This is a genomic window from Streptomyces sp. ML-6, from assembly GCF_030116705.1.
Lineage (GTDB): Bacteria > Actinomycetota > Actinomycetes > Streptomycetales > Streptomycetaceae > Streptomyces.
Map to the genome: position 1 here is coordinate 5965868 of NZ_JAOTIK010000001.1, position 26857 is coordinate 5992724.

Genomic DNA, 26857 nt, shown 5'->3' on the forward strand with positions numbered 1-26857 from the left:
ACGCGCACGGGCCCGGTCCCGGGCGTCCGCGCGGCGCCCGTGCCGCGGCCCGGCGGGGGAGCGCGGTGCGGCTCGGTCTGATGGCCGTGCCCGTGGCGTTCTTCGCGCTGTTCTTCGCCTACCCGGTCGCCGCGATCGTCGGCCGCGGGCTGAAGGCGGACGGCGTCTGGCAGTTCGGCCGGGTCGGCGAGGTGCTGGCCCGGCCGGACATCCGCGACGTCCTCTGGTTCACCGGCTGGCAGGCGCTCGCCTCGACCGCGCTGACCCTGCTGATCGCGCTGCCCGGCGCCTATGTCTTCGCCCGCCTCGACTTCCCCGGCAAACAACTGCTGCGGGCCGTCGTCACGGTGCCGTTCGTCCTGCCGACCGTCGTCGTCGGGACGGCCTTCCTGGCGCTGCTGGGGCGCGGCGGCTTCCTCGACGAACTCTGGGGCATACGGCTCGACACCACCGTCTGGGCTATCTTGCTCGCCCATGTCTTCTTCAACTACGCGGTGGTCGTACGGACCGTCGGCGGACTGTGGTCCCAGCTCGACCCCCGGCAGGAGGAGGCCGCCCGGGTCCTGGGCGCCGGGCGGTTCGCCGCCTGGCGACGGGTGACGCTGCCGGCCCTCGCCCCCGCCGTGGCCGCCGCCGCGCTGATGGTCTTCCTCTTCACCTTCACCTCCTTCGGGGTCGTGCAGATCCTCGGGGGTCCCGGCTATTCCACGCTCGAGGTGGAGATCTACCGGCAGACCGCCCAGCTGCTCGCCCTGCCGACGGCCGCCGTGCTGACGCTGGTGCAGTTCGCCGCGGTCGGCGCGATCCTCGCCGTGCACGCGTGGACCGTACGGCGCAGGGAGACCGCGCTGAAGCTGGTCGACCCGGAACGGACCGCCCGCAGACCGCGCGGAGCCGGGCAGTGGGCGTTGCTCGCCGGCGTGCTGCTGACCGTGCTGCTGCTGATCCTGCTGCCGCTCGGCGTGCTGGTGGAGCGTTCGCTGGACGCCCCCGGCGGCCACGGCCTCGACTTCTACCGGGCCCTGGGCTCCGCGGACGCCGGTGGCGGGACGTTCCTGGTCGCGCCGCTCGAAGCGATCTGGAACTCCGTGCAGTACGCGCTGGTCGCCACGGCCATCGCCCTGGTCGTCGGCGGGCTCGCGGCCGCCGCGCTGACCCGGCGCGCGGGGAGGCTCGTCCGCGGCTTCGACGCGTTGCTGATGCTGCCGCTCGGGGTGTCCGCGGTCACCGTCGGCTTCGGTTTCCTGATCACCCTGGACGAACCGCCGCTGGATCTGCGGACGTCCTGGATCCTGGTGCCGCTCGCCCAGGCACTGGTCGGCGTGCCCTTCGTCGTACGGACCATGCTGCCCGTCCTGCGGGCGGTGGACGGGCGGCTGCGGGAGGCGGCGGCGGTGCTCGGGGCCTCGCCGCTGCGGGCCTGGCGGGAGGTCGATCTGCCGCTGGTGCGGCGGGCGCTGCTGGTCGCGGCCGGTTTCGCGTTCGCCGTGTCGCTCGGCGAGTTCGGCGCGACGGTGTTCATCGCACGGCCGGACCGGCCGACGCTGCCGGTCGCCGTGGCCCGGATGCTGGGGCGGGCCGGGGAGCTCAACTACGGCCAGGCGATGGCTCTCAGCACCATCCTGATGGTGGTCTGCGCCCTCTCGCTGCTGCTGCTCGAACGTATCCGCACGGACCGGTCCGGGGAGTTCTAGAGATGTCCGGGGTTCTAGAGATGTCGGGGAGTTCTGAGATGTCCGGGGAGTTCTGGGGATGCTGACACTGGAATCGGCCACGGTGCGCTTCGGCGAGCGGGCGGCGCTCGACGCGGTGGACCTGGAGGTCGCCGAGCACGAGATCGTGTGCGTGCTCGGGCCGAGCGGCAGCGGCAAGTCCACCCTGCTGCGGGTGGTCGCGGGACTCCGGCCGCCGGACGGCGGCCGGGTGCTGCTGGACGGCGCGGACCAGGCCGGGGTGCCGGTGCACCGGCGCGGGCTCGGCCTGATGTTCCAGGACCACCAGCTCTTCCCGACCCGGGACGTCGGCGCCAACGTCGCCTTCGGGCTGCGGATGCGCGGGATGCCGCGCCGCGACCGGGAACGCAGGGTCGGCGAACTCCTCGACCTGGTGGGCCTGCCCGGTGCCGAGCGGCGCGCCGTCGCCGCGCTGTCCGGCGGGGAACAGCAACGGGTCGCCCTCGCGCGGGCCCTCGCCCCGAGCCCCAAGCTGCTGATGCTGGACGAGCCGCTCGGCCAGCTCGACCGCGGCCTGCGGGAACGGCTCGTCGTCGAACTGCGCACGCTCTTCGGGCGGCTGGGCACGACGGTGCTGGCCGTCACCCACGACCAGGGCGAGGCGTTCGCCCTGGCCGACCGGGTGGTGGTGATGCGCGACGGACGGATCGCCCAGACCGGTACGCCGCTGGAGGTCTGGCAGCGCCCGGCCTCCGCCTTCGTCGCCCGGTTCCTCGGCTTCGACAACGTGGTGCCGGCGAAGGTGGACGGAACCGTCGCCGCCACGGTGTGGGGCGAGGTGCCGGTGGCCGAGGGGGCGCCGCAGGGGGCGGGCGATCTGCTGGTGCGCCCCGCCGGGGTCCGGATCGGCGCCCCGGGCGAGGGGCTGCGCTGCGTGGTCGGGACGCGTACGTTCCGGGGCAACCACGTCGCCGTACGGCTGCTGCCGGAGACCGGCCCGGCCCTGGAGGCGGAGTGCGCGCTGCGGGACGCCCCCGAGGAGGGGTCGGCGGTCGGGGTCGGCTTCGACGCGGCGGAGACCGTCGTCCTGCCCGCCGCCCCCTGACGGTGCGCGGGGCCGTGCCCGCTGCCCCCTGAGGCGTGCGTGTCCTGTCCGCCGTCCGTGCGGCTCCGGCGGGCCCGGGTGGCGGACTTCGCCCGGGGGCCGGACGATGGCCGGATGCTCCCGTGGCGCGGAACCGGCCGCCCCGGAGCGCACCCGGAAGCGGGAAGGATGGCGACCATGACCGAGTCAACACGCGAGGGCATCGACATCACCCGCGTCCTCGCCGCCCCGCGAAACCGCGTCTTCGAGGCGTGGACGACGCCCGAGCACTTCGCGGCCTGGTACGGCGGCGAGGCCGAGGTGCCGCTCGACCGGGTGGCGATGGACGTCCGGCCGGGCGGCTCCTGGAGCCTGGTCATCGTGGTGCCGGGCACGGAGATGCCCTTCCACGGGGTCTACCGCGAGGTGGTCGCGCCCGAGCGCCTGGTGTTCACGCTCAAGGACGCCACCGCGCCCGACGACATCGAGGGCGAGACCGTCACCGCCACCTTCGCCGACCGCGGCGACGGGACCACCGAGATGGTCTTCCGGCAGCGCGGGGGCAACCTCACGGCTGAGCAGTACGCGGCGGCCGAGGACGGCTGGGAGGCGTTCTTCGACGCGCTCGCGGCCCGGCTCGCGTCCTCCTCCTGAGTCGGCCCCGCAGCTCCCCGACGGGGCTGCCCTGGGGCGTGGCGCTGATAGCGGCCGGGGTCTCAGATCGTCAGCGGCAGCGCGGCCAGTTCCGCGATCAGCCAGGTCAGCGGGGCGAAGACGAGCACCAGGACGGCGGCGCGCAGCGCGGCCGAGACCCGCAGGGCCGAGGCCGGGGCACCGAGCCGCAACAAGGTTCCCGACACCTCGGAGCGGGCCTGCCGCGTCTCCAGCGCCGAGGTCAGCAGCGTCGCCGTCGTGCAGCCGAGGACGAGCACCGCGCCCAGCGCGGTGAGCGGACCGAAGGAGTGTTCCCCCGCCCCGTACAGGGCATGGGCGGCGACGGCGGCGGAGAGCACCGCGCAGATCACGCCCAGCGGCCGGCCGATCCGGCGCGCCTCGTCCATCAGCACCCGGCCCGCCAGCAGGCGTACGGCCCCCGGGCGCACCGACTGCAGCAGCCGTCCGCAGAAGTACGTCAGCCCGGGGCCGGCCAGGGCCAGGCCGATCGCCGCCAGGGTCCACCCCGTCAGCACCCCGGCCGGGGTGGCGTCGATCCGGCCGGGGAGCGGGAGCAGGCTCTGCCCGTCGCCCCGGCTCAGGTACGCCTCGACGGCCAGACCGGCCGCGATCAGCGCCACGCCCCAGGGCAGCCCCGTCGGGGGATCGGCGGGGCCGGGCGGCTCCGGTTCCGTCCGGACCTCCGAGGAGGTGGCGGCCGGGGGCGCCGTCGGGACCGGCCCGGTGCGCAGCGACAGCCCGCTCGCGGTGGCCGCCGCCACCGGGACCAGGGCCAGCAGCACGAGCGCGGCGCCGAGCGGCAGCGGGGCGTCCGCACCGAGCAGCCCGGCCGCCGCGCCGTCGAACGGCAGCCCGGACAGGTCACCGCGCAGATGCAGGAAGAACAGCAGCGCCACCGCCGACCCGAGGGTGCAGGACACGGCGGTGGAGACCGCCGCGAGGGCGGCCAGCCGGACCGGTCCCAGGCCCACGGCGGACAGCGCGGAACGCGGCCGGGCGCTCGGGTCCGTACGTGCCACCGCGACCGCGAACTGCACGGTGGCGGCGAGCGGGGCGAAGCACCACAGCAGCCGCAGCAGGGCCCCGGTGGAGTGCGTCGGGTGCCCCGAGGCGTAGCTCAGGGTGCACAGCAGGAGGAAGCCGACCCCGGCGGAGGCGGCGGCGACCAGCAGCCTTCGCAGCAGGACCAGCGGGTGGGAACCCCGGGCTAGACGGAGAGCGAGCACGCCGCCCTGCCCTCCGCGTCGGTCCCGGCGGGCAGGGCGACGGTGGCGACGCGGCGGCCGTCCAGCAGCGGGACCGTGCGGTCGGCGAGGGCGGCGACCTCCACGTCGTGGGTGGCGAGCACGATCGTGATGCCGTGCGAGCGGGCCGCGCTGGTCAGGGTGCGCAGCACGTGCGTGCGGTCGCTCCGGTGCAGGGTCGCGGTCGGCTCGTCCGCGAAGATCACTGCGGGGGCGGCGGCCAGGGCGCGGGCCACGGCGATCCGCTGGCGCTGCCCCTGGAGCAGGGTGTGCGGCCGCTGCTTGGCGCAGGGGCCGATGTCGAGCCGCTCCAGCCATTCCACGGCGGTCTTCCGGGCCGTCCGGTGCGAGGTGCCGCGCAGCAGCAGGGGGAGCGCGGTGTTCTCCCAGGCGTTCAGCTCGGGCACCAGCTGGGGTTCGGGGGCGATCCAGCCGAACCTGTCGCGGCGCAGTCGTTCGCGCAGCCGGGGTCCCATGGTGTGGACGGGGACGCTGTTGAACCACACCTCGCCCTGTTCGGGCACCAGCTGGCCGGACAGACAGTGCAGCAGGGTCGTCTTGCCGCAGCCCCGGGGGCCGGTCACGGCGAGGATCTCGCCGTCGCGGACTCCCAGGGAGACGCCGCCGAGCGCGGGCGAGCCGTTGTGGGAGTGGTGCAGGGAACGCGCCCAGATCACGTCGTTGTCCGGCGGGGCCACCATGGCGTACACCTCGGTTCAGATCGTAATTCCCGTTCCCCCGTACGGGGGAACGAAGAAAGGGCCGATCGGTCACTCGGCACCGTAAGGATCCGAACCGCGGTGAGGGCACAGCACACGGCCCGGACGCGTCCCTTCCCACTCGAATGGGCGCATCCGGGCCGTGCGGACCGTGGAGGACGGCCGTCCGGAACAGGCCGGACGGCGGTCGGGCGGCTGGCCCGTTCGGCGGGCCGGGGCCGCGGTGGCTCCCGGTGTGCCGGGGCGGCCGGCGGGAGGGTCGGTCCGTGGCCGGTCCTCCCACCGGTGCCGCAGGTCAGAGCTTGGTCCACGCCTCCGTGAGGACGGTGCGCAGAGTGCCCTCGATCTCGTCGAACGTCGACTGGTCGGAGACCAGCGGCGGCGCGAGCTGGACGACCGGGTCGCCGCGGTCGTCGGCCCGGCAGTACAGGCCGTTGTCGTACAGCGCCTTGGAGAGGAAGCCGTACAGGACGCGCTCGGTCTCCTCGTCGGTGAAGGTCTCCTTGGTGGCCTTGTCCTTCACCAGCTCGATGCCGTAGAAGAAGCCGTTGCCGCGGACGTCGCCGACGATCGGCAGGTCGAGCAGCTTCTGCAGCGTCGTGAAGAAGGCGTTCTCGTTGTCCAGGACGTGCTGGTTGAGGCCCTCGCGCTCGAAGATGTCGAGGTTGGCGAGGCCGACCGCCGCGGAGACCGGGTGACCACCGAAGGTGTAGCCGTGCAGGAAGGTGTTTCCACCCTCGTAGAACGGCGCGGCGATGCGGTCCGAGACGATGCAGGCGCCGATCGGGGAGTAGCCCGAGGTCATGCCCTTGGCGCAGGTGATCATGTCCGGCACGTAGCCGAACTTGTCACAGGCGAACATCGTGCCGAGGCGGCCGAAGGCGCAGATGACCTCGTCGGAGACGAGCAGCACGTCGTACTGGTCGCAGATCTCGCGCACCCGCTGGAAGTACCCGGGCGGCGGCGGGAAGCAGCCGCCGGCGTTCTGCACCGGCTCCAGGAAGACCGCGGCGACGGTGTCCGGGCCCTCGAAGAGGATCTGCTGCTCGATCTGGTCGGCGGCCCAGCGGCCGAAGGCCTCGGGGTCGTCGCCGTGGATCGGGGCGCGGTAGATGTTGGTGTTCGGGACCTTGTGCGCGCCGGGGACCAGCGGCTCGAAGGGGGCCTTCAGGGCCGGCAGGCCGGTGATCGACAGGGCGCCCTGCGGGGTGCCGTGGTAGGCGACCGCACGCGAGATGACCTTGTACTTGGTCGGCTTGCCCTTGAGCTTGAAGTACTGCTTGGCCAGCTTCCAGGCGGTCTCCACGGCCTCGCCGCCACCGGTGGTGAAGAAGACCTTGTTGAGGTCGCCCGGGGCGTAGTCGGCCAGGCGCTCGGCCAGCTCGACGGCCTTCGGGTGGGCGTAGGACCACACCGGGAAGAAGCCCAGCTCCTGGCCCTGCTTGTAGGCCGCCTCGGCGAGCTCGTGACGACCGTGACCGGCGTTGACCACGAACAGGCCGGACAGGCCGTCCAAGTAGCGCTTGCCCTGGTCGTCGTAGATGTAGGTGCCCTCGCCCCGCACGATGGTGGGAACGGGCGCGGTCTCGTAGTCCGACATGCGGGTGAAGTGCATCCACAGGTGGTCGTACGCGGTTCGGCTGAGGTCCTTGCTCACGGCTATCGGGTTCCCCACATATAGGTCTGCTTCTTGAGCTTCAGGTAGACGAAGCTCTCGGTGGAGCGCACACCGGGGAGGGCCCGGATGCGTTTGTTGATCGTGTCCAGCAGGTGGTCGTCGTCCTCGCAGACGATCTCCACCATCAGGTCGAACGAGCCCGCGGTCATCACCACGTACTCGCACTCGTCCATGGCCGACAGCGCCTCGGCGACGGGGTCGAGGTCCCCCTCGACATTGATGCCGACCATCGCCTGCCGCCGGAACCCCACGGTGAGGGGGTCGGTGACGGCGACGATCTGCATCACGCCCTGATCGAGCAGCTTCTGGACGCGCTGCCGCACGGCCGCCTCGGAAAGGCCGACGGCCTTGCCTATCGCGGCGTACGGACGGCGTCCGTCCTCCTGGAGCTGCTCGATGATTGCGAGGGAGACGGCATCGACCGCTGGTGACGATCCGTTCCCGGTCCTGGAGTCTGCGCTGCGACTGGCCACACATCCACTGTGCACGGGACTCGTCCGTCTGGCAACCCTAGATCGATGAAATTCGTTGTCCTGGGGCCTCGATCTCACTGAATCCGAAGTTCACGGCGGTTGGGCATGTCGAAAGCGACACCCGAGAGACTAGGCTGGGTACCTCACCCATTGGCCGTGTCGACAGGAGGGGTGGTTGTGACCACCGAGGTGCGCCGTCTGCGCAACTACATCAACGGAGAGTTCCGGGACGCCGCTGACGGGCGGACCATCGATGTGGTCAACCCGGTGACGGAGGAGGTCTACGCGACCTCGCCGCTCTCCGGACAGGCCGATGTCGACGCCGCCATGGAGGCCGCCGCGGCCGCCTTCCCCGCCTGGCGCGACATCACGCCCGCCGAGCGCCAGAAGGCCCTGCTGAAGATCGCGGACGCCTTCGAGGAGCGCGCCGAGGACCTCGTCGCCGCCGAGTCGGAGAACACGGGCAAGCCGATCGGGCTCACCCGGGACGAAGAGGTCCCGCCGATGGTGGACCAGATCCGCTTCTTCGCGGGCGCGGCGCGGATGCTCGAGGGCCGCTCGGCCGGTGAGTACATGGAGGGCCTCACCTCCATCGTCCGGCGCGAGCCGGTCGGCGTCTGCGCGCAGGTCGCGCCGTGGAACTACCCGATGATGATGGCCGTCTGGAAGTTCGCCCCGGCGCTGGCCGCGGGCAACACCGTCGTCATCAAGCCGTCCGACACCACCCCGGCGTCGACCGTGCTGATCGCCGAGATCATCGGCAAGATCCTGCCCAAGGGCGTCTTCAACGTCGTCTGCGGCGACCGCGAGACCGGCCGCGCGATGGTCGAGCACCCGACCCCGGCGATGGCCTCCATCACCGGTTCGGTACGGGCCGGCATGCAGGTCGCCGAGTCCGCCGCCAAGGACGTCAAGCGGGTCCACCTGGAGCTCGGCGGCAAGGCCCCGGTCGTCGTGTTCGAGGACACCGACATCGCCAAGGCCGTCGAGGGCATCGCCGGCGCGGGCTACTTCAACGCCGGTCAGGACTGTACGGCCGCGACCCGCGTCCTGGTCCACGAGTCCATCCACGACGAGTTCGTCACCGAGCTCGCCAAGGCCGCCGCCGACACGAAGACCGGCCTGCCGGACGACGAGGACGTGGCGTACGGCCCGCTCAACAACGCCAACCAGCTGAAGCAGGTCAGCGGCTTCATCGAGCGGCTCCCCGCCCACGCCAGGGTCGAGGCGGGCGGCCACCGGGTCGGCGACAAGGGCTACTTCTACGCCGCGACCGTCGTCTCCGGCCTCAAGCAGGACGACGAGATCATCCAGAACGAGGTCTTCGGCCCGGTCATCACCGTCCAGAAGTTCACGGACGAGGCCCAGGCCGTGGAGTACGCCAACGGCGTCGAGTACGCCCTGGCCTCCTCGGTGTGGACCAAGGACCACGCCCGCGCCATGCGGATGTCCAAGAACCTCGACTTCGGCTGCGTGTGGATCAACACCCACATCCCGCTCGTCGCCGAGATGCCGCACGGCGGGTTCAAGAAGTCCGGCTACGGCAAGGACCTCTCCGCGTACGGCTTCGAGGACTACACCCGCATCAAGCACGTCATGACCTCGCTCGACGACTGATTCCCGGTCGGAGGCAGGGTCGCGGCCCCGGGCACCAGCCCGGGGCCGCCGCCGTACCCGGGCATCGACAGGGTGTGCGGACCGGGTGCGCGAAGCTGGACGGTTGGTCCATTGCCCCTCCGTCCGGCCGACCGGCATCCTGCGCGGGTGCGAGCAACCCCGAAGAACCCCATGTCCCGCCGGTCCCTGCTGCGCGCCCTCGGAGCCACGGCGGCCGGCGCCGCGCTGGCCGGCTGCGGCGTGCCCGCCGCCTACGTGGAGCCCGGTGACCGCGCCGGACGCGACACCTCGGCGAGCGACCGCTCCCTGCACTTCGCCAACTGGCCCCTCTACATCGACACCGACGACGAGGACGAGTCGAAACGGCCCACCCTCGACGCGTTCGGCAGGCGCACCGGCATCTCCGTCACGTACACCGAGGAGATCAACGACAACGACGAGTTCTTCGGGAAGATCAGCCCGGCGCTGATGAACCACCAGGAGACCGGCCGGGACCTGATCGTCGTCAGCGACTGGATGTCCGCCAGGTTCGTCCGGCTGGGCTGGGTGCAGGAGATGGACCGGGCCAAGCAGCCCAACGTCGCCCGGTACCTCGACCCGCAACTGCTCTCGCCCGCCTTCGACAAGGGCCGTACGCACAGCGTTCCCTGGCAGTCGGGGATCACCGGCATCGCGTACAACCGCAAGAAGCTCGGCCGCGAGATCAGGAACGTGAGCGATCTGTGGGCGGACGACCTGCGCGGCAGGATGACACTGCTGTCCGGGCTCGACGAGGCCTTCGCCCTCCTGATGCTGGGCAACGGCGTCGACATCACCCGCTGGGTGCCGGACGACTTCCACGAGATGTGCGAACAGATCGAGAAACTGGTGCGCAGGAAGCACATCCGCCGCTTCACCGGCAACGACTACATCAAGGACCTGTCGACCGGCGACGTGCTCGCCTGCCAGGCGTACTCCGGTGACGTCATCCAGCTCCAGGCCGACAACCCGGAGATCGAGTTCGTGGTTCCCGAGGAGGGTGCCGAACTCTGGTCGGAATCGCTGATGATCCCCAACCTCGCCCGCCACAAGCGCAACGCCGAGAAGCTCGTCGACTACTACTACGAGCCGGAGGTGGCCGCCGAGCTGGCCGCCTGGGTCAACTACGTCTGCCCCGTCCCGGCCGCCCGCGAGGTGCTGGCCGCGGCCAAGGACAAGGAGACCGCCGAACTCGCCGAGGACCCGCTGATCTTCCCCGACGACGAGATGCGCGAGCGGCTGACGATCGCCCGCGACATCACGTCCGAGGACAAGGAGACCGCCGAACTCGCCGAGGACCCGCTGATCTTCCCCGACGACGAGATGCGCGAGCGGCTGACGATCGCCCGCGACATCACGTCCGAGGAGCGCGCCGGCTTCGCGAAGAAGTGGAACGCCATCGCCGGTCTGTGAGCGGCGGCGGTCCGAGGCCGGTGCGGTACGGGGAGATGCGGTACGGGGCCGCTGCGGGGGAGCCCCCGGATAGCATCGGCGCCCATGACGGCCGAGGACGGACAGAAGAACGGACAGAAGAACGGACAGAAGAGCGGGCAGGGGAACGGGCGGAAGAACGGGCACAGGACGGAGCGTTGGACCTCCAGGGTGCTCCTGGTCGACGGGCACGACCGGCTCCTGCTGCTCTGCGGACGCGACCCGCGCGGGCCGGGGGCGAGATGGTGGTTCACCGTCGGCGGGGGCGTCGAGGACGGTGAGGACCACATCGGGGCGGCGGTCCGCGAGATCCGGGAGGAGACGGGGCTGTCCCTCCCCGCCCACCGGCTGGGCCCGCTCCTGTGGACCCGGCGGACCGCCTTCACCGTCGACGGCCGGAGCTTCGACCAGCACGAGGAGTACCGCCTCGCCCGCGTCACGGACGACGAGGCGCACCGCGTGAGGATCGACCCGGTCGAGGCCCGCCACGGATACCGTTGGTGGTCGGTGCGGGAACTGGCCGTCACGAAGGAGACCATCCGGCCGAAGGACCTGGCCCGGCTCCTGACCGGTGCGCTCACGGCGCCCCGGCCGGCCGACGGCCCCGTCCACCTGGGGGACTTCGACGAGGAAACCGACCCCGACAACCCCGCCGGCCGCCCCCGCACAGGGGCGTGAAGGCACGGCGCGAGAACCCCGGCAGGCGGTGCGAGGGGCCGGTGGACCCGGGCGTACGCTGCGGACATGAGTGAGCGAAGAGCCCTGCTGAGGCGCATACGCATGTGGTTGATCCTCTTCATCGTCTGTCTGGTGCTGAGTGGACTGACTGCCTTTCCGCTCGTCCATGAACTCCGTTGGGCCGAGGACCTGTTGAGGTCCTCGGCCTCTCCCGTTCCGGAGCATTTCCCGGCACTGATGGAGTGGATCACCAAGGTCCGCACCGGCCTGGACCAGACCGACGCGAAGTACCCCTTCGTCCTGTACGGCACCGACTGGCTGGCCTTCGCGCACCTCGTCATCGCGGTCGCCTTCTACGGCCCCTACCGCGACCCGGTCCGCAACATCTGGGTCATCGAATTCGGCATGATCGCCTGCGCCGGGATCATCCCGCTCGCGCTGATCTGCGGGCCCATCCGGGGCATCCCCTTCTGGTGGTCCGTCATCGACATGTCGTTCGGGGTCTTCGGGGTGATCCCGCTGCTCGTGGTGCGCCGCATGATCAAGCGGCTGGAGGCGCTGGAGCAAACCCCGCAGCCGGAGCCCGCGCCGACGGCCGCCCCGGCGGGCTGAGTCAGCCGGTTGACGGGGTGCCGAAGGCCGCCGTCGGCGCGGGCCGGGGCTCCTGCGGCGCGTCCGGCGCGGTGCGGACCGTCACGAGACCGGTGCACGGCAGCGGCTGCCCCGGCCCGTCGACGGCGATGGTCCACAGGCCCCGGCGACCAGTACCGCGACGAGAACCGCGACCGGCGTCCGGCGGCGGGTCACCGGCGGCAGCACCACCCGGGCGCGCGCCCACACCCCCCACGGATCCACTACGGCTTCCGGGCCACCGCGCCGAACTGGGCGACCAGCGGCGCCCACGGCTCCGCGCGCCAGCGCGCGCACGACACGATGCCCGGCTCCACGAGGTCCAGTCCGGTCAGGAACGTGGCGAACTCGGCGCGACTGCGGGCGGTGATCGGCGGGGTGGCGTTCTCGTTCCAGAACCGCATCGCCGCCTCGTTGCCCTCGCCGCCCAGCTCCAGCGTCGGATGGGTCAGGACCAGATGGCTGCCGGACGGCACCGCGTCCATCAGCGTGCGCACGATGTGCCGGGCCTCGTCCGTGTCCAGGACGAAGTTGAGGATGCCGAGCAGCATGACCGCGACCGGTTTCCCCAGGTCCAGCGTCGGCTCGGCCGCCCGCAGGATCTCCTCCGGACGGCGGGCGTCCGCTTCGACGTACGCGGTCGCGCCCTCCGGGGAGCTGGTGAGCAGCGCACGGGCGTGCGCCAGCACGACCGGGTCGTTGTCGACGTACACGACCCGGGAGCCGGGGGCGGTGTGCTGGGCGACCTCGTGGGTGTTCCCGGCGGTCGGCAGACCGGTGCCGATGTCCAGGAACTGCTCGATCCCCACGTCACCGGCCAGATGGCGGACTGCACGCCCCAGGAACTCCCGGTCGGCGCGCGCCACTTCGCCGATGCTCGGGTACATGGCGGTGACCCGGTCGCCGACCTCGCGGTCCACGGGGTAGTTGTCCCGGCCGCCCAGCCAGTGGTTCCAGACCCGCGCGTTGTGGGCGACGTCGGGACGGACACGGTTGGAAAAGTGATCGGTGCGGGCGTCGCTCACGGTTCTGCTCCTCGGGCCGGCCGGTGATTCAGAGTGGGGGAGAGGAAGAGTGGGGAGAGGGGACGCCGTCCATGATGCCGGACGATCAAGCGGGTCCGGTGGCCGAGGAGTTGGCGAGAACGCGGCGCAGGACGTCCACCCGGTTGGTGGTGATCGAGTCGACGCCCCGCCGGACGAGGCGGCGCATGACGGGGCCGGTGTCCACCGTCCAGGCGGACACCAGCAGCCCCTCCCGGTGCAGACGGTCCGTCAGATCCCGCCGCACCAGGCCGAACCGGTAGTTCAGCCAGCGCGGCCGCACCGCGTCGAGCAGCGCCGGGCCCGGCGGCTCGGACGATGTCCAGGTCAGGGCGATCTCGGCGGCGGGATCGGCGGCGCGCACCCGCAGCATCGCCTCGGGGCCCGCGCAGTAGTAGACCCGCTCCGCGGCCCCGCACGCGTGCACCGCGGCGACGGTCCGCGCCACGGAGCCGTCGGTGGAGCCGGGCAGGTCGATCATGACGCGGTGCGCCCCGGCGGCGAGCAGCGCCTCGCGCAGCGTGGGCACACCACCGCGGGTCAGCCCGGTGAGCTCGGCCCGGGTCAGCCGGTCGAGCCGCAGATCATGACCCCACAACCGCTTCAGCGTGGGGTCGTGCAGCAGGACCGGCACCCCGTCGCGGGTGAGCCGTACGTCGATCTCGACCGCGTCCGCCCCCTGTGCGAGGGCGGAGCGGATCGAGGGGAGCGTGTTCTCGCGGACCCGGTAGGGGTCGCCGCGGTGCGCCACGGCGGTGACTGTGGGGGTCATGGGGTCATTGTGACCACCGGGCTCACCGGCCGACGCGATCCACCGGGCCCGTCGACCGGAGCGTGCCGGCCGCTCCCCGGCCGGCACGCCCCGCCGGGCTCACCGGCTGGCGCGTCCCACCGGGCTCACCGGCCGGCGCGTCCCACCGGGCTCACCGGCCGGCACGCTCCAGCCAGCTCGCCGTGTACGTGTCGATCTCGGCGGCCAGCGTCCGCTTGCCGGCCGGGTCGAGGTACGAGGCCTCGACCGCGTTCTTCGCCAGCTCGGCGAGCCCGCGCTCGTCCAGGTCGAGCAGCCGGGCGGCCACCGCGTACTCGTTGTTGAGGTCGGTGCCGAACATCGGCGGGTCGTCGCTGTTGATGGTGACCAGGACACCCGCCCGCACCATCTCCCGGATCGGGTGCTGGTCGATGTCGGCCACGGCGCGGGTCGCGACGTTCGAGGTCGGGCAGACCTCCAGCGGGATGCGGTGTTCGGCGAGGTGGGCCAGCAGCTTCGGGTCCTGGACGGAGTTGGTGCCGTGGCCGATGCGCTCGGCGCGCAGATGGGTCAGCGCGTCCCAGACGGTCTGCGGCCCGGTGGTCTCCCCGGCGTGCGGCACGGAGTGCAGACCCGCGGCGATCGCGCGGTCGAAGTAGGGCTTGAACTGCGGGCGCCCCACCCCGACCTCCGGACCGCCGAGCCCGAAGGAGACGAGTCCTTCGGGCCGCAGGTCCACGGCGAGCCGGGCGGTCTCCTCGGCGGACTGGAGTCCGGCCTCGCCGGGGATGTCGAAGCACCAGCGCAGCACGACGCCCAGCTCGGCCTCGGCGGCCTTGCGGGCGTCCTCTATCGCCTCCATGAACGCCTGCTCCGGGATGCCGCGCCGGGTCGAGGAGTACGGCGTCACCGTCAGCTCCGCGTACCGGATGTTCTGTCGCGCCATGTCGCGGGCGACCTCGAAGGTCAGCAGCCGGACGTCCTCCGGGGTGCGGATCAGGTCCACGACGGAGAGGTACACCTCGATGAAGTGCCCGAAGTCCGTGAAGGTGAAGTAGTCGGCCAGCGCCTCGGGATCGGTGGGGACCTTGGAGTCGGGGTGGTGCGCGGCCAGCTCCGCGACGATGCGGGGGGAGGCGGACCCGACGTGGTGGACGTGCAGTTCCGCCTTGGGCAGCCCCGCGATGAAGGGGCGCAGTTCGGACATCGGACTCTCCGGGGCGTGGGACGACGGGCTGCCGGGCGCGGTCGGCCGGGCAGGGGACGGGCATCATCGTAGGCCGGGTCCGCAGGTGGGAAGGCGGGCCGTAGCATGACGGGACCACGATGGGGGAGGCACATGTCAGACAACACAGAGCAGCCCGGGGGCGGGGGCGCGCCGCGGGACCCGTGGGCCGCGCCCGACAGCAAGGTCCCGCTGGACAAGCCGGCCGGCGACACCCGTCCGCCCGCCGTCCACAACCAACCGACGATCGCCTCGATGCCGGGCGTCGGGGACGGCCCCGCGCCGGCCGACGCGCCGCCGCCGGGGTTCGGCTCGCCCGGCGGGACGGGGCCGGTCCCCGGTGAGGTGCCGCCGCCCCCGGTCGGCCCCAACGGGCCGGGGCAGCAGTTCCCGCCGCCCGCGGGCCAGTACGGCTACCCGGCCGCACCCGCACAGCCGCAGTACGGGTATCCGGGGTACGCGGGGTACCCCGGATACCCCCAGGCGCCGTGGGGCCCGCCGCCCGCCAACGGGATGGGCACGGCGGCCATGGTGCTCGGCATCCTGGCCGTCTGCATGTTCTGCGTCTACGGGATCCCGAGCCTGATCCTGGGCGTACTGGCCCTGATCTTCGGCATCCTGGGCCGCAAGCGGGTGCAGCGCGGTGAGGCGACCAACAGCGGTCAGGCGCTCGCCGGGATCATCATGGGGTCCATCGGCATCGCCCTCGGCGTGGCGATCATCAGCTTCTTCATCTGGCTGTTCGCCACCCACGCCGACGAACTCGACGACAACACCGTCTACGAGGACGATCCGTACGCCACGTCCCTGGTCGTCGACGTCACGCGGTAGTGCCCCGCCGGCACCGGACCGACGGCGCACCCCTTCCCGACGGCCGTGCGGGCCGGGCCCCGGCCCTTCCCGTACGGCCGTCGTGCCGTACCGGGACCGGGAGACCCGTCCCCGGGCGAGGGCCGCCGACCTGGTGGACCTGGACGTCAACGCCGCGTTCGTCGACCTCCTCCCCGGGCGAGGGCCGTCGGCCCCGCGCGCGCCCAGCGGTCCCGACCCGCCCGGCCGTTCTCCACAACGGCCTTCCGATTCCCCGGCCGCCCCCGTTCCCGGCCCTCTCAGCCCGCCCGCAGCTGCGCCCGGGCGTCCATCAGCGCGAATCCCAGCAGGTTCAGCCCCCGCCAGGTCGCCGGGGCGGCCGCCCGCGGGTCGTCCGCCGCCAGGCCGATGCCCCATATCCGGTCCATCGGGCTCGCCTCGACCAGGACCCGGTCCCCGGTGTTCAGCAGGAACTCCCGCAGCTCCGGGTCGCCGCCGAACTTGTGCACGCTGCCGGCCACCACCAGCCCGTACCGCTCGCGCTCCCACACCGCGTCGTCGAAACCGCGGACCAGCCGGCCCACCTTCTTCGCCACCGCCGGGCTCTTCGCCGCCACCGCCGCGGCCTGCGACTCCGCGTCACCGAACAGGCGCGCCTTGCCCGCCATCATCCAGTGCTCGGCCGACGCGTACGTCACGCCCTCGACCGTGAACGGCGACGGCCACCACTGGCTGAGGCAGCTCGCGCCGATACGGCCATCGGGGCGCGGGCGGTGTCCCCAGAAGTGCAGGTACTTCACCTTCTCCCCGCGCGCGACCCGCGCCAGAAGAGCGTCCATGTGTTCCATGACACGCGATTCTGGCATCCGCCACTGACACTCCGTACGGGGAATTCCGCACTGACGCGACACATGGTCGACAGATTCCGTCGCGTAACCAAAAGGCAACAACGGAATCACTTGTTGGGGTGGAAGGCCTCTGCCAGGATCGGCACTCAAATCGAGCAGAGGCTACGCCGCCCCCGTGTTTCCGGGGCATGCGGCGGAGGAGAGCGTCATGGGCAACGGCATCCAGGTGCGGGACCGCTTCGCGGACGGCGCACAGTACATCGGCGGAAAGCTGCGGTCCGGAACATCGGGGCGCCGGCACGACGTGGTGAACCCCGCGACGGGCGAGACCGTGTACAGCTACGAGTTGGCGGGCACCGCGGACGTGGACGCCGCCGTGGCCGCCGCGCGCGATGCGTTCCCCGGCTGGTCGGGCGCGACGCCCGCCGAGCGGGCCGAGGCGATGCACCGCTTCGCCGCCGTACTCGCCGAGCAGGCCGACGACTTCGCGTACGTGGAGTCGCTCCAGTGCGGCAAGCCGATCAAGCTCTCCACCGAGTTCGACGTGCCCGGCACCGTCGACAACACCGCCTTCTTCGCCGGCGCCGCCCGCCACCTGGAGGGCAAGTCGGCTGCCGAGTACGACGGCGACCACACCTCGTACGTACGCCGCGAGGCGATCGGTGTCGTCGGCTCCATCGCCCCCTGGAACTACCCGCTCCAGATGGCCGCCTGGAAGATCCTCCCGGCCATCGCCGCGGGCAACACCATCGTGCTGAAGCCCGCCGAGATCACCCCGCTGACCTCGCTGATGTTCGCCCGGGCGGCCACGGAGGCGGGCATCCCCGACGGCGTGATCAACATCGTCACCGGTACGGGCAAGGAGGCCGGCGAGCACCTGGTCGGCCACCCGGACGTGGTCATGACTTCCTTCACCGGCTCCACCGCCGTCGGCAAGCGGGTCGCGGAGATCGCCACCTCCACCGTCAAGCGCCTCCACCTCGAACTCGGCGGCAAGGCCCCCTTCGTGGTCTTCGACGACGCCGACCTCGACGCCGCGGTCAACGGCGCCGTCGCCGGAGCGCTCATCAACACCGGCCAGGACTGCACCGCCGCCACCCGTGCCTACGTCCAGCGCCCGCTGTACGACGCCTTCGTGCGGGGCGTCGCCGAGCTGATGGAGACCGTCCGGCTCGGCGACCCCTTCGACCCGCACACCGACCTCGGCCCGCTGATCAGCCACGCCCAGCGGGACCGGGTCGCCGGATTCGTCGAGCGCGCCCGCGCGTACGCCACCGTCGTCACCGGCGGCGAGGCCCCCGGCGGCGAACTGGCCGACGGCGCCTACTACCGGCCCACCCTCGTCGCCGACGCCGCCCAGGACAGCGAGATCGTCCAGTCGGAGATCTTCGGCCCGGTCCTGGTCGTGCTGCCCTTCGACAGCGACGACGAGGGCATCCGCCTCGCCAACGACACCCCCTACGGGCTCGCCGCCTCCGCCTGGAGCCGCGACCTGTACCGCGCCAACCGCGCCACCCGCGAGATCAAGGCGGGCTGCGTCTGGGTCAACGACCACATCCCGATCATCAGCGAGATGCCGCACGGCGGATACAAGGCCAGTGGCTTCGGCAAGGACATGTCCTCGTACTCCTTCGAGGAGTACACGCAGGTCAAGCACGTCATGTACGACAACACCGCGGTCGTCCGCAAGGACTGGCACCGCACGATCTTCGGGGACCGATAAACCGGCCGACCCCGGCCCCACACACCCGAAAGGGCAACGGCATGGAGCAGTACGAGCCCGAGCGCCTCTCCGCGGCCCAGATCGCCGCGATGCGGCGCAGCCTGACCAGCGGCCGGGGCGCCCTCACCCGTCGATCGCTGATCCGCGCCTCCGGCCTGGGGGCGCTGGCGATCGGCGGGCTGGGCACGCTGAGCGCCTGCGGCATCCCCCCGGCGAAGCGCCCGGACGGCACCGCGGCGGCCTCCGACGACCACTCGGCCCGGGAGAAGCAGATCAACTTCTCCAACTGGACCGAGTACATGGACGTCACCGAGGACGGCAAGCACCGGCCCACCCTGGAGGCGTTCACGAAGCGCACCGGCATCAGGGTCAAGTACACCGAGGACATCAACGACAACGTCGAGTTCTTCGGCAAGATAAAACCGCAGCTCGCGGCCGGCCAGGACACCGGACGCGACATCATCTGCGTCACCGACTGGCTGGCCGCCCGCATCGTCCGCCTCGGCTGGGCGCAGAAGCTCGACCCCGCGAACCTGCCGCACGCCTACGCCAACCTCTCGGCCCAGTTCCGTTCCCCGGACTGGGACCCGGGCCGCGCCCACTCGTACCCCTGGGCGGGCATCCCGGCCGTCATCGCCTACAACTCCAGGGCGACCGGCGGACGCAAGGTCGACTCGGTCACGCAGCTCCTCGACGATCCGAAGCTCAAGGGCCGGGTCTCCTTCCTCTCCGAGATGCGCGACACCATCGGCATGACCCTGCTCGACATGGGCAAGGACCCCGGCTCCTTCACCGACGCGGACTACGACGCCGCGATCGGCCGGCTCCAGAAGGGCGTCGACAGGAACCAGATCCGCCGCTTCACCGGCAACGACTACACCGCCGACCTCGACAAGGGCGACATCGCCGCCTGCGTGGCCTGGGCCGGCGACGTCATCCAGCTCCGGGCCGGGAACCCGGACATCAAGTACGCGATCCCGGCCGCGGGGTACGTCATATCCAGCGACAACCTGATGGTCCCGGTGGAGGCCCGGCACAGGACCAACGCCGAGAAGCTCATCGACTACTACTACGAGCCGTCGGTCGCCGCGCAGCTCGCCGCCTACATCAACTTCGTCTGCCCGGTCGACGGGGTCCGCGAGGAGCTGGCGAAGATCGACCGGGCGATGGCCGACAACGTCCTGATCCTCCCGGACAAGGAGATGGCGTCCCGGTCGCATGCCTTCCGCTCCCTGACCACCGAGGAAGAGACGGCGTACGAAGAGAAGTTCGCCAAGCTCATCGGCGCCTGACCCCGCGCCCCTTTCTCCCCGATCTCCCTCCGACACCACCGGGACCGCGATCCATGACACAGCAGCAGACCGGCGGCGACGTCCGCCTCACCGGGATCACCAAGACGTACGGCTCCTTCACCGCCGTCGAACCCCTCGACCTGACCGTCCCGCAGGGCACCTTCTTCGCACTGCTCGGCGCGTCCGGCTGCGGCAAGACCACCACCCTGCGGATGATCGCGGGCCTGGAGGAGGCGACCACCGGCACCATCTCGCTCGGTGACCGGGACATCACCGATCTGCCCCCCTACAAGCGGCCCGTCAACACGGTCTTCCAGAGCTACGCGCTCTTCCCGCACCTCGACATCGCAGAGAACGTCGCCTTCGGCCTGCGCCGGCGCGGCATCAAGTCGGTGAAGAAGCAGGTCGACGAGATGCTGGATCTCGTCCAGCTCGGCGACTTCGCCAAGCGCAAGCCGCACCAGCTCTCCGGCGGCCAGCAGCAGCGCGTCGCCGTCGCCCGCGCCCTGATCAACCACCCGCAGGTGCTCCTGCTCGACGAACCGCTCGGCGCCCTCGACCTCAAGCTGCGCCGCCAGATGCAGTTGGAGCTCAAGCGCATCCAGACCGAGGTCGGCATCACCTTCATCCACGTCACCCACGACCAGGAGGAGGCCATGACCATGGCCGACACCGTCGCGGTGATGAACGCGGGCCGGGTCGAGCAGCTCGGCGCCCCCGCCGACCTGTACGAGAACCCGCGGACGACCTTCGTCGCCAACTTCCTCGGCACCTCCAACCTCATCGAGTCCGAGGTCGTCTCCACGGGCACCGACATCGTCGTGTCCGCGGGAGGCGGGAAGCTGCGACTGCCCACCGACCGGTGCACGGGCCGGGCCACCGAGGGCGGCAAGCTGCTGCTCGGCGTACGACCCGAGAAGATATCCCTCGCGCCCGCCGACGACACGGACGCGATCGCCGAGGGCCGCAACCGGGTCACCGGCCGGATCGTCGACTCCAGCTTCATCGGGGTCTCCACGCAGTACGTGGTGGAGAGCCCGGCCGGCAAGGAACTCCAGGTGTACGAGCAGAACATCGACCGGCGCGCGGGACTCACCCCCGGCACCGAGGTCGTCCTGCACTGGAACCCGGCGCACACCTTCGGCCTGGACGCCGCCCAGGACATCGCCGCCGGTGTGGAGACGGTGGAGGACGCGGCGTGACCGTCACCCAGGAGGCGCCACCGGCGCCCGTCACCGGACCGAAGGTCCGCAGGCCCGCCACCCGCAAGCGCCTCGTCCCCTACTGGCTGCTGCTCCCCGGCATCCTGTGGCTGCTCGTCTTCTTCGCGCTGCCGCTCGTCTACCAGGCCTCGACCTCCGTGCAGACCGGCTCCCTGGAGAAGGGCTTCGAGGTCACCTGGCACTTCGCGACGTACTGGGAGGCGCTGCAGGACTACTACCCGCAGTTCATCCGGTCCCTGCTGTACGCGGGCACCGCCACCATCCTGTGCCTGCTGCTCGGCTACCCGCTCGCCTACCTCATCGCGTTCAAGGCCGGCCGCTGGCGCAACCTCGTCCTGGTCCTGGTCATCGCCCCGTTCTTCACCAGCTTCCTGATCCGCACCCTCGCCTGGAAGACGATCCTCGCGGACGGCGGCACGGTCGTCGAGGTGCTCAACACCCTGCACGTCCTGGACGTCACCAGCTGGCTCGGCTGGACCGAGTCCAACCGGGTGCTGGCCACCCCGCTCGCGGTGGTCTGCGGCCTCACGTACAACTTCCTGCCGTTCATGATCCTGCCGCTCTACACCTCGCTGGAGCGGATCGACGGCAGACTGCACGAGGCGGCCGGCGACCTGTACGCCACCCCCGCCACCACCTTCCGCAAGGTGACCCTCCCGCTCTCCATGCCGGGCGTCGTCTCCGGGACGCTGCTCACCTTCATCCCGGCCAGCGGCGACTACGTCAACGCCGAACTCCTCGGCTCCACCGACACCAAGATGGTCGGCAGCGTCATCCAGACCCAGTTCCTGCGGGTCCTGGACTATCCGACGGCCGCCGCGCTCTCCTTCATCCTCATGGCGGTCGTCCTGCTCATGGTCACCGTCTACATCCGCCGCTCCGGGACGGAGGACCTGGTCTGATGCCCGCACTGCGCTGGATCCGCCGCAACCTGGTCGTCCTCGTGGGTCTGCTGACCCTCGCGTACATGATCCTGCCGAACATCGTCGTCATGGTGTTCTCGTTCAACAAGCCGAAGGGGCGCTTCAACTACTCCTGGCAGCACTTCTCCCTGGACGCCTGGAAGGACCCCTGCGGCGTCGCCGACATGTGCGGCTCGCTCTCGCTGTCCCTCCAGATCGCCTTCTGGGCCACCGTCGGCGCGACCGCGCTCGGCACGATGATCGCCTTCGCGCTGGTCCGCTACCGCTTCCGGGCGCGCGGCGCGATCAACTCGCTGATCTTCCTGCCGATGGCGATGCCCGAGGTGGTCATGGCCGCCTCGCTGCTCACCCTCTTCCTCAACATGGGCGCGCAGCTGGGCTTCTGGACGATCCTCATCGCGCACATCATGTTCTGCCTGAGCTTCGTCGTGACGGCCGTCAAGGCGCGCGTGATGTCCATGGACCCGCGGCTGGAGGAGGCCGCCCGCGACCTGTACGCCGGACCCGTGCAGACCTTCCTGCGGGTGACGCTGCCGATCGCCGCCCCCGGAATCGCCGCGGGAGCGCTGCTCGCCTTCGCGCTCTCCTTCGACGACTTCATCATCACCAACTTCAACGCGGGCTCCACCGTGACCTTCCCCATGTTCGTCTGGGGTTCGGCACAGCGGGGCACACCTGTACAGATCAACGTCATCGGAACGGCGATGTTCGTCATCGCCGTGGCGGTGGTCCTCGTCGGCCAGCTGATCGCGAACCGGCGCAAGAAAAGCACACGATAGAAAGCCCTGAAGGAGTTGGAAACCATGGCCCCAGTTGCCATGCGTACCGCTGCACAATCACTCTCCGACGCACAACCGGTGTCGTTCTGGCTGGACGACCCGGAAAAGCCCGCGGCGCTGCCGGCGCTCACCGGTGACGAGCGCTGCGACCTGCTCGTCATCGGCGGCGGCTACAGCGGACTGTGGACCGCGCTGCTCGCCAAGGAGCGCGACCCGGAACGGGACGTCGTACTGATCGAGGGGCACGAGGTGGGCTGGGCCGCCTCGGGCCGCAACGGCGGGTTCTGCGCCGCCTCCCTCACCCACGGCCTGCCCAACGGACTGGACCGCTGGCCGGACGAGATCAAGAAGCTGGAGGAGCTCGGCGAGCAGAACCTCGACGCCATCGAGGCCGCCGTCGCCCGCTACTCCATCGACTGCGAGTTCGAGCGCACCGGCGAGATCGACGTCGCCACCGAGCCCCACCAGCTCGAAGAGCTCATGGAATGGCACCGGCAGGCCGAGAAGCTCGGCTTCACCGGGACGGAGTTCCTGGACCGGGACGCGCTGCGCGCCGAGGTCGACTCGCCGACCTTCCTGGGCGGGCTCTGGGACCGGCGGGGCGTCGCCATGCTGCACCCCGCCAAACTGGCCTGGGGCCTGAAGCGGGCCTGCCTCGGCCTGGGAGTGCGGATCCACGAGCACACCCGGGGCCTCGAACTGGCCGGCACCACCGCCGGAATGGCCGTCCGCACGCCCTACGGAAGGATCTTCGCGCACCGGGTGGCGCTCGGCACGAACATCTTCCCGTCGCTGGTCAAGCGGGTGCGCCCGTACACCGTGCCGGTCTACGACTACGCGCTGATGACCGAGCCGCTCACCGCGGACCAGCTGGCCTCCATCGGCTGGCGGAACCGGCAGGGGCTGGGCGACAGCGCCAACCAGTTCCACTACTTCCGGCTGTCGGCCGACAACCGGATCCTGTGGGGCGGCTACGACGCGATCTACCCGTACGGCGGCCGGCTGAACGCCGACCTCGACCAGCGGCCGGAGACCTTCCTCAAGCTCGCGGGCCAGTTCTTCGAGTGCTTCCCGCAGCTGGAGGGTGTCCGCTTCAGCCACGCCTGGGGCGGGGCGATCGACACCTGCTCCCGCTTCTCCGCGTTCTTCGGCACGGCCTACCGCGGCCGGGTCGCCTACGCCGCCGGGTACACCGGACTCGGCGTCGGCGCCACCCGGTTCGGGGCCGATGTGATGCTCGACCTGCTGGCGGGCGAGCGGACCGTGCGGACCGAGCTGGAGATGGTCCGCAGCAAGCCGATGCCGTTCCCGCCGGAGCCCTTCGCCTGGGCCGGGATCGAGCTCACCAAGCGGTCCCTGGCCAGGGCCGACCTCAACGGCGGGCACCGCAACCTCTGGCTGCGGACGATGGACCGGCTCGGGCTCGGCTTCGACAGCTGAGAGCCCGCCGGGCAGCCGCCGCGACACCGGGCCGGTCACTCCTCGGAGTGGCCGGCCCGTTCCGTACCCGGAGCGGAAGGGACGGACGGATCCGCGGAGGAGGGGGAGAGACGAGGAGGAGCGGCGGGAAGAGGCAGGGGGAGAGGGGGGACAGGAGCCGGGAAACGGGACATGTCGGCACCGGATATGGCGGGGTACTGCCAGAGGTCTTGACAACCTGATTGGTCTGGACCATGTTGTGCCCGCCGCACTCAATTCCCCCATGCACGGAGGTCGTTGTGGAACGCACGGGACCACCCGCCCGATTCACCGGACTTGTGGCCGCCTTCTCGGCGGCGCTGCTCGCCGCGGGCGGCCTGACCGCCCTCGCCCCGTCCGCCGCGGCCGCCGACGTCGACCTGGCGCGCAACGGCGGCTTCGAGTCCGGCCTGGACGGCTGGAGCTGCACCGGCGGCAGCGGAGCCGTCGTCAGCACCCCGGCCCACAGCGGCACTTCGGCGCTGAAGGCGACCCCGGCCGGCGGCGACAACGCCAAGTGCTTCCAGACCGTGACGGTGCAGCCGGACTCCACGTACACGCTGAGCAGCTGGGTGCAGGGCTCGTACGTCTACCTCGGAGCCGAGGGCACCGGCACCACCGACGTCCGCACCTGGACCCAGTCGTCCGCCGACTGGAAGCAGCTCACCACCACCTTCAAAACCGGGCCGTCCACCACCTCGGTGACCGTCTACACCCACGGCTGGTACGGCACCCCGGCCTACTACGCCGACGACCTCACCCTCGTCGGACCCGGCGGCGCCCCCGTCGAACTGCCCGCCGCCCCCACCGGACTGAAGACCGGCACGGTCACCGCGTCCTCGGTCGGCCTGTCCTGGACCGGCTCCACCGGAGCCACCGGCTACAACGTCTACCGGGGCGACACCAAGGTCCTCTCCGTCACCGGCACCTCCGCCACCGTCACCGGGCTGACCGCCTCGACCGCGTACAGCTTCCGGGTCGCCGCCACCAACTCCGCGGGCGAGTCCGCCAAGTCCGCCGCCGTGTCCGCCACCACCACGGCGGGCGGCGGGGACGGGAACGGTGGCGACCTGCCCGCCCACGCCCTCGTCGGCTACCTGCACGCCAGCTTCGCCAACGGCTCCGGCTACACGCGCATGGCGGACGTCCCCGACTCCTGGGACGTCATCGACCTGGCCTTCGGCGAGCCCACCTCGGTCACCTCCGGCGACATCCGCTTCTCGCTCTGCCCGGTCACCGAGTGCCCGAACGTCGAGTCCGTCGACGAGTTCAAGGCCGCCATCAAGGCCAAGCAGGCCAAGGGCAAGAAGGTCCTGATCTCCATCGGCGGCCAGAACGGCCAGGTGCAGCTCACCACCACCGCCGCCCGGGACACCTTCGTCTCCTCCGTCAGCAAGATCATCGACGAGTACGGCCTGGACGGCCTCGACATCGACTTCGAGGGCCACTCGCTCTCGCTGAACACCGGCGACACCGACTTCCGGAACCCCACGACCCCGGTCGTCGTCAACCTGATCTCCGCGGTGAAGACCCTCAAGGCCAAGTACGGCGAGAAGTTCGTCCTCACCATGGCGCCCGAGACCTTCTTCGTGCAGCTCGGCTACCAGTTCTACGGCTCGGGCCCCTGGGGCGGCCAGGACCCCCGGGCCGGCGCCTACCTGCCGGTCATCCACGCCCTGCGCGACGACCTGACCCTGCTGCACGTCCAGGACTACAACTCGGGCTCCATCATGGGCCTGGACAACCAGTACCACTCGATGGGCGGCGCGGACTTCCACATCGCCATGACCGACATGCTGCTCACCGGGTTCCCGGTGGCCGGCGACCAGACCAAGGTCTTCCCCCCGCTGCGGCCCGACCAGGTCGCCATCGGCCTGCCGGCCTCCACCCAGGCGGGCAACGGCCACACCTCGCCCGCCGAGGTCACCAAGGCGCTGAACTGCCTGACCAAGAAGACCGACTGCGGCTCGTACACCACCCACGGCACCTGGCCCCAGCTGCGCGGGCTGATGTCGTGGTCGATCAACTGGGACCGCTTCAACAACGGGGAGTTCGCGAAGAACTTCGACGCCTACTTCGGCGACTGACCCCCCGCTCCGGAAGCCCGGACCCCCTGGGATCCGGGCGACCGGGAACGCCCGCCCCGGCCACGGAGCCGGAAACCGACCAGCAGCGCCCCGCACAACCACCAGCTGCCCAGCACGTCCAGCGGCCAGTGGTAGCCGCGCAGCACCAGACCGATGCCCGTCGCCGTGGCCAGCAAGGCAGCGGCGACGGGCATCATCCACGACCACGGCCGCCGCGCGTGCGGCGCGAGCAGCAGCGCCGCGGCCCCGTACGCCACCACGGCCGTCGCCGCGTGCCCGGACGGGTAGTAGCCGGTGACCTCCGTCAGCGGCCCCGGACGGGCGATCCAGGCCTTCAGCGGCACGACGAGGAGCGGCACCGCGACCATCGCCAGGACCGCGCACAACGGCGCGCGGCGCTCGCCGCGCACCAGGGACCGCACGACCGCGAGGCCCAGCACCGGGAGCGCGACCTGCATGTTGCCGAGATCGGCGAGGAACTCCGTCAACCGGAGGGGGCCGCGCCCCACGACCGCCCGCCCGATCCGCTCGTCGAGACCACGCACCGGGCCCCCGGCCGCGACCTGCCAGGTGGTGAGCGCGAACAGCACCGGCAGGAGCGGCGCCAGGAGAAGGAAAAGGGCCGGCCGCCCGGGAACAGGGGGGGTGGTTCCGGGACGGCCGGTCGGATCGGTCCGCCGCGCGCCCCGGGGGGTCTGGGGCGGGCGGCCGTCCGATCGGTGAGAAGTTCCGGAACCGAAGGCTCCGGCGCTGTGCCCGGGGGCACGACCGAAAC

The 26857-nt window shown here is 71.3% G+C and carries 24 protein-coding genes; 15 read left to right on the top strand and 9 right to left on the bottom strand.

The features are described 5' to 3' along the window. The first annotated feature begins 80 nt into the window (after positions 1-80). From OCT49_RS26520 to OCT49_RS26530, 3 genes are all read left to right on the top strand, one after another. Positions 81-1694: an ABC transporter permease gene (locus OCT49_RS26520; RefSeq protein WP_283855956.1), complete on the top strand. Its 1614-nt coding sequence runs from the start codon at positions 81-83 to the stop codon at positions 1692-1694. A 58-nt stretch (positions 1695-1752) separates the two neighbouring features. Further along, positions 1753-2778: an ABC transporter ATP-binding protein gene (locus OCT49_RS26525; protein ID WP_283854309.1), complete on the top strand. Its 1026-nt coding sequence runs from the start codon at positions 1753-1755 to the stop codon at positions 2776-2778. A gap of 177 nt (positions 2779-2955) precedes the next feature. Continuing rightward, the gene (locus OCT49_RS26530; RefSeq protein ID WP_283854310.1) at positions 2956-3411 is read left to right on the top strand and encodes an SRPBCC family protein; all 456 of its coding nucleotides are present in this window, start codon (positions 2956-2958) and stop codon (positions 3409-3411) included. A gap of 62 nt (positions 3412-3473) precedes the next feature. On the opposite strand, the gene OCT49_RS26535 is transcribed toward OCT49_RS26530, so the two are convergent. The 4 genes from OCT49_RS26535 to OCT49_RS26550 all read right to left on the bottom strand — a co-directional run bounded on the left by OCT49_RS26535 (position 3474) and on the right by OCT49_RS26550 (position 7561). Then, positions 3474-4658, bottom strand: coding sequence for a hypothetical protein (locus OCT49_RS26535; RefSeq protein ID WP_283854311.1), 1185 nt, complete (start codon positions 4656-4658; stop codon positions 3474-3476). Continuing rightward, positions 4640-5377 (bottom strand): ABC transporter ATP-binding protein, encoded by a 738-nt coding sequence (locus OCT49_RS26540; protein WP_283854312.1) that lies wholly within the window; start codon positions 5375-5377, stop codon positions 4640-4642. Before OCT49_RS26540 ends, OCT49_RS26535 begins: the two co-directional genes overlap by 19 nt. Before the next feature lie 313 nt (positions 5378-5690). Then, positions 5691-7070 carry an aspartate aminotransferase family protein gene (locus OCT49_RS26545; protein WP_283854313.1) on the bottom strand — a complete coding sequence of 460 codons (1380 nt, stop codon included), beginning with the start codon at positions 7068-7070 and terminating at the stop codon, positions 5691-5693. After that, on the bottom strand, positions 7055-7561 hold the full coding sequence (locus OCT49_RS26550; protein ID WP_148839616.1) for an Lrp/AsnC family transcriptional regulator: 507 nt from the start codon (positions 7559-7561) through the stop codon (positions 7055-7057). Before OCT49_RS26550 ends, OCT49_RS26545 begins: the two co-directional genes overlap by 16 nt. 162 nt (positions 7562-7723) lie before the next feature. On the opposite strand from OCT49_RS26550, the gene OCT49_RS26555 reads away from it, so the two are divergent. The 4 genes from OCT49_RS26555 (at position 7724) to OCT49_RS26570 (ending at position 11902) form a co-directional block, all read left to right on the top strand. Further along, positions 7724-9163, top strand: a complete 1440-nt coding sequence (locus OCT49_RS26555; protein ID WP_283854314.1) for a gamma-aminobutyraldehyde dehydrogenase — start codon at positions 7724-7726, stop codon at positions 9161-9163. Positions 9164-9334: 171 nt separating this feature from the next. Then, positions 9335-10594 (top strand): polyamine ABC transporter substrate-binding protein, encoded by a 1260-nt coding sequence (locus tag OCT49_RS26560; protein ID WP_283855957.1) that lies wholly within the window; start codon positions 9335-9337, stop codon positions 10592-10594. A gap of 84 nt (positions 10595-10678) precedes the next feature. Then, a complete protein-coding gene (locus tag OCT49_RS26565; protein WP_283854315.1) occupies positions 10679-11290 on the top strand; it encodes an NUDIX hydrolase in 612 nt (203 codons plus the stop codon). A gap of 66 nt (positions 11291-11356) precedes the next feature. Beyond that, a complete protein-coding gene (locus OCT49_RS26570) occupies positions 11357-11902 on the top strand; it encodes a hypothetical protein (RefSeq protein ID WP_283854316.1) in 546 nt (181 codons plus the stop codon). Positions 11903-12144: 242 nt separating this feature from the next. Here OCT49_RS26570 and OCT49_RS26575 read toward each other — a convergent pair whose 3' ends face one another. The 3 genes from OCT49_RS26575 to OCT49_RS26585 all read right to left on the bottom strand — a co-directional run bounded on the left by OCT49_RS26575 (position 12145) and on the right by OCT49_RS26585 (position 14921). Further along, positions 12145-12945: an SAM-dependent methyltransferase gene (locus OCT49_RS26575; protein WP_283854317.1), complete on the bottom strand. Its 801-nt coding sequence runs from the start codon at positions 12943-12945 to the stop codon at positions 12145-12147. A gap of 85 nt (positions 12946-13030) precedes the next feature. After that, positions 13031-13735, bottom strand: a complete 705-nt coding sequence (locus tag OCT49_RS26580; RefSeq protein WP_283854318.1) for a glycerophosphodiester phosphodiesterase — start codon at positions 13733-13735, stop codon at positions 13031-13033. Between the two features lie 151 nt (positions 13736-13886). Further along, positions 13887-14921 (bottom strand): adenosine deaminase, encoded by a 1035-nt coding sequence (locus tag OCT49_RS26585; protein WP_283854319.1) that lies wholly within the window; start codon positions 14919-14921, stop codon positions 13887-13889. 132 nt (positions 14922-15053) lie between these two features. Between OCT49_RS26585 and OCT49_RS26590 the strand changes: the two genes are divergently transcribed. Then, a complete protein-coding gene (locus tag OCT49_RS26590; RefSeq protein WP_283854320.1) occupies positions 15054-15770 on the top strand; it encodes a DUF4190 domain-containing protein in 717 nt (238 codons plus the stop codon). 278 nt (positions 15771-16048) lie between these two features. Here OCT49_RS26590 and ybiA read toward each other — a convergent pair whose 3' ends face one another. Beyond that, positions 16049-16588, bottom strand: a complete 540-nt coding sequence (gene ybiA, locus OCT49_RS26595) for a riboflavin biosynthesis intermediates N-glycosidase (RefSeq protein WP_283854321.1) — start codon at positions 16586-16588, stop codon at positions 16049-16051. A gap of 217 nt (positions 16589-16805) precedes the next feature. Between ybiA and OCT49_RS26600 the strand changes: the two genes are divergently transcribed. The 7 genes from OCT49_RS26600 (at position 16806) to OCT49_RS26630 (ending at position 26082) form a co-directional block, all read left to right on the top strand. Further along, positions 16806-18320 carry a gamma-aminobutyraldehyde dehydrogenase gene (locus tag OCT49_RS26600; RefSeq protein ID WP_283854322.1) on the top strand — a complete coding sequence of 505 codons (1515 nt, stop codon included), beginning with the start codon at positions 16806-16808 and terminating at the stop codon, positions 18318-18320. Positions 18321-18361: 41 nt separating this feature from the next. Continuing rightward, the gene (locus OCT49_RS26605; protein ID WP_283854323.1) at positions 18362-19612 is read left to right on the top strand and encodes an ABC transporter substrate-binding protein; all 1251 of its coding nucleotides are present in this window, start codon (positions 18362-18364) and stop codon (positions 19610-19612) included. A gap of 53 nt (positions 19613-19665) precedes the next feature. Continuing rightward, on the top strand, positions 19666-20814 hold the full coding sequence (locus tag OCT49_RS26610; protein WP_283854324.1) for an ABC transporter ATP-binding protein: 1149 nt from the start codon (positions 19666-19668) through the stop codon (positions 20812-20814). Beyond that, a complete protein-coding gene (locus OCT49_RS26615) occupies positions 20811-21737 on the top strand; it encodes an ABC transporter permease (RefSeq protein WP_283854325.1) in 927 nt (308 codons plus the stop codon). The genes OCT49_RS26610 and OCT49_RS26615 overlap by 4 nt, the downstream gene beginning before the upstream one ends. Next, positions 21737-22537 carry an ABC transporter permease gene (locus tag OCT49_RS26620; RefSeq protein ID WP_283854326.1) on the top strand — a complete coding sequence of 267 codons (801 nt, stop codon included), beginning with the start codon at positions 21737-21739 and terminating at the stop codon, positions 22535-22537. The genes OCT49_RS26615 and OCT49_RS26620 overlap by 1 nt, the downstream gene beginning before the upstream one ends. 24 nt (positions 22538-22561) lie before the next feature. Continuing rightward, positions 22562-23977 (top strand): NAD(P)/FAD-dependent oxidoreductase, encoded by a 1416-nt coding sequence (locus OCT49_RS26625; protein ID WP_283854327.1) that lies wholly within the window; start codon positions 22562-22564, stop codon positions 23975-23977. A gap of 278 nt (positions 23978-24255) precedes the next feature. Continuing rightward, the gene (locus OCT49_RS26630) at positions 24256-26082 is read left to right on the top strand and encodes a chitinase (protein ID WP_283854328.1); all 1827 of its coding nucleotides are present in this window, start codon (positions 24256-24258) and stop codon (positions 26080-26082) included. Here OCT49_RS26630 and OCT49_RS26635 read toward each other — a convergent pair. Continuing rightward, on the bottom strand, positions 26067-26672 hold the full coding sequence (locus OCT49_RS26635) for a phosphatase PAP2 family protein (protein WP_349632806.1): 606 nt from the start codon (positions 26670-26672) through the stop codon (positions 26067-26069). The two genes, OCT49_RS26630 and OCT49_RS26635, sit on opposite strands and share 16 nt — an antisense overlap. Between the last annotated feature and the right edge of the window lie 185 nt (positions 26673-26857).

What these genes read in the sequence shown, in the direction of transcription:
- OCT49_RS26520 (WP_283855956.1), top strand. Translation starts at nt 81, where the DNA reads ATGGCCGTGCCCGTGGCGTTCTTCGCGCTGTTCTTCGCCTACCCGGTC.
- OCT49_RS26525 (WP_283854309.1), top strand. Translation starts at nt 1,753, where the DNA reads ATGCTGACACTGGAATCGGCCACGGTGCGCTTCGGCGAGCGGGCGGCG.
- OCT49_RS26530 (WP_283854310.1), top strand. Translation starts at nt 2,956, where the DNA reads ATGACCGAGTCAACACGCGAGGGCATCGACATCACCCGCGTCCTCGCC.
- OCT49_RS26540 (WP_283854312.1), bottom strand. Translation starts at nt 5,377, where the DNA reads ATGGTGGCCCCGCCGGACAACGACGTGATCTGGGCGCGTTCCCTGCAC.
- OCT49_RS26560 (WP_283855957.1), top strand. Translation starts at nt 9,335, where the DNA reads ATGTCCCGCCGGTCCCTGCTGCGCGCCCTCGGAGCCACGGCGGCCGGC.
- OCT49_RS26565 (WP_283854315.1), top strand. Translation starts at nt 10,679, where the DNA reads ATGACGGCCGAGGACGGACAGAAGAACGGACAGAAGAACGGACAGAAG.
- OCT49_RS26570 (WP_283854316.1), top strand. Translation starts at nt 11,357, where the DNA reads ATGAGTGAGCGAAGAGCCCTGCTGAGGCGCATACGCATGTGGTTGATC.
- OCT49_RS26580 (WP_283854318.1), bottom strand. Translation starts at nt 13,735, where the DNA reads ATGACCCCCACAGTCACCGCCGTGGCGCACCGCGGCGACCCCTACCGG.
- OCT49_RS26585 (WP_283854319.1), bottom strand. Translation starts at nt 14,921, where the DNA reads ATGTCCGAACTGCGCCCCTTCATCGCGGGGCTGCCCAAGGCGGAACTG.
- OCT49_RS26590 (WP_283854320.1), top strand. Translation starts at nt 15,054, where the DNA reads ATGTCAGACAACACAGAGCAGCCCGGGGGCGGGGGCGCGCCGCGGGAC.
- ybiA (WP_283854321.1), bottom strand. Translation starts at nt 16,588, where the DNA reads ATGGACGCTCTTCTGGCGCGGGTCGCGCGCGGGGAGAAGGTGAAGTAC.
- OCT49_RS26600 (WP_283854322.1), top strand. Translation starts at nt 16,806, where the DNA reads ATGGGCAACGGCATCCAGGTGCGGGACCGCTTCGCGGACGGCGCACAG.
- OCT49_RS26605 (WP_283854323.1), top strand. Translation starts at nt 18,362, where the DNA reads ATGGAGCAGTACGAGCCCGAGCGCCTCTCCGCGGCCCAGATCGCCGCG.
- OCT49_RS26610 (WP_283854324.1), top strand. Translation starts at nt 19,666, where the DNA reads ATGACACAGCAGCAGACCGGCGGCGACGTCCGCCTCACCGGGATCACC.
- OCT49_RS26620 (WP_283854326.1), top strand. Translation starts at nt 21,737, where the DNA reads ATGCCCGCACTGCGCTGGATCCGCCGCAACCTGGTCGTCCTCGTGGGT.
- OCT49_RS26625 (WP_283854327.1), top strand. Translation starts at nt 22,562, where the DNA reads ATGGCCCCAGTTGCCATGCGTACCGCTGCACAATCACTCTCCGACGCA.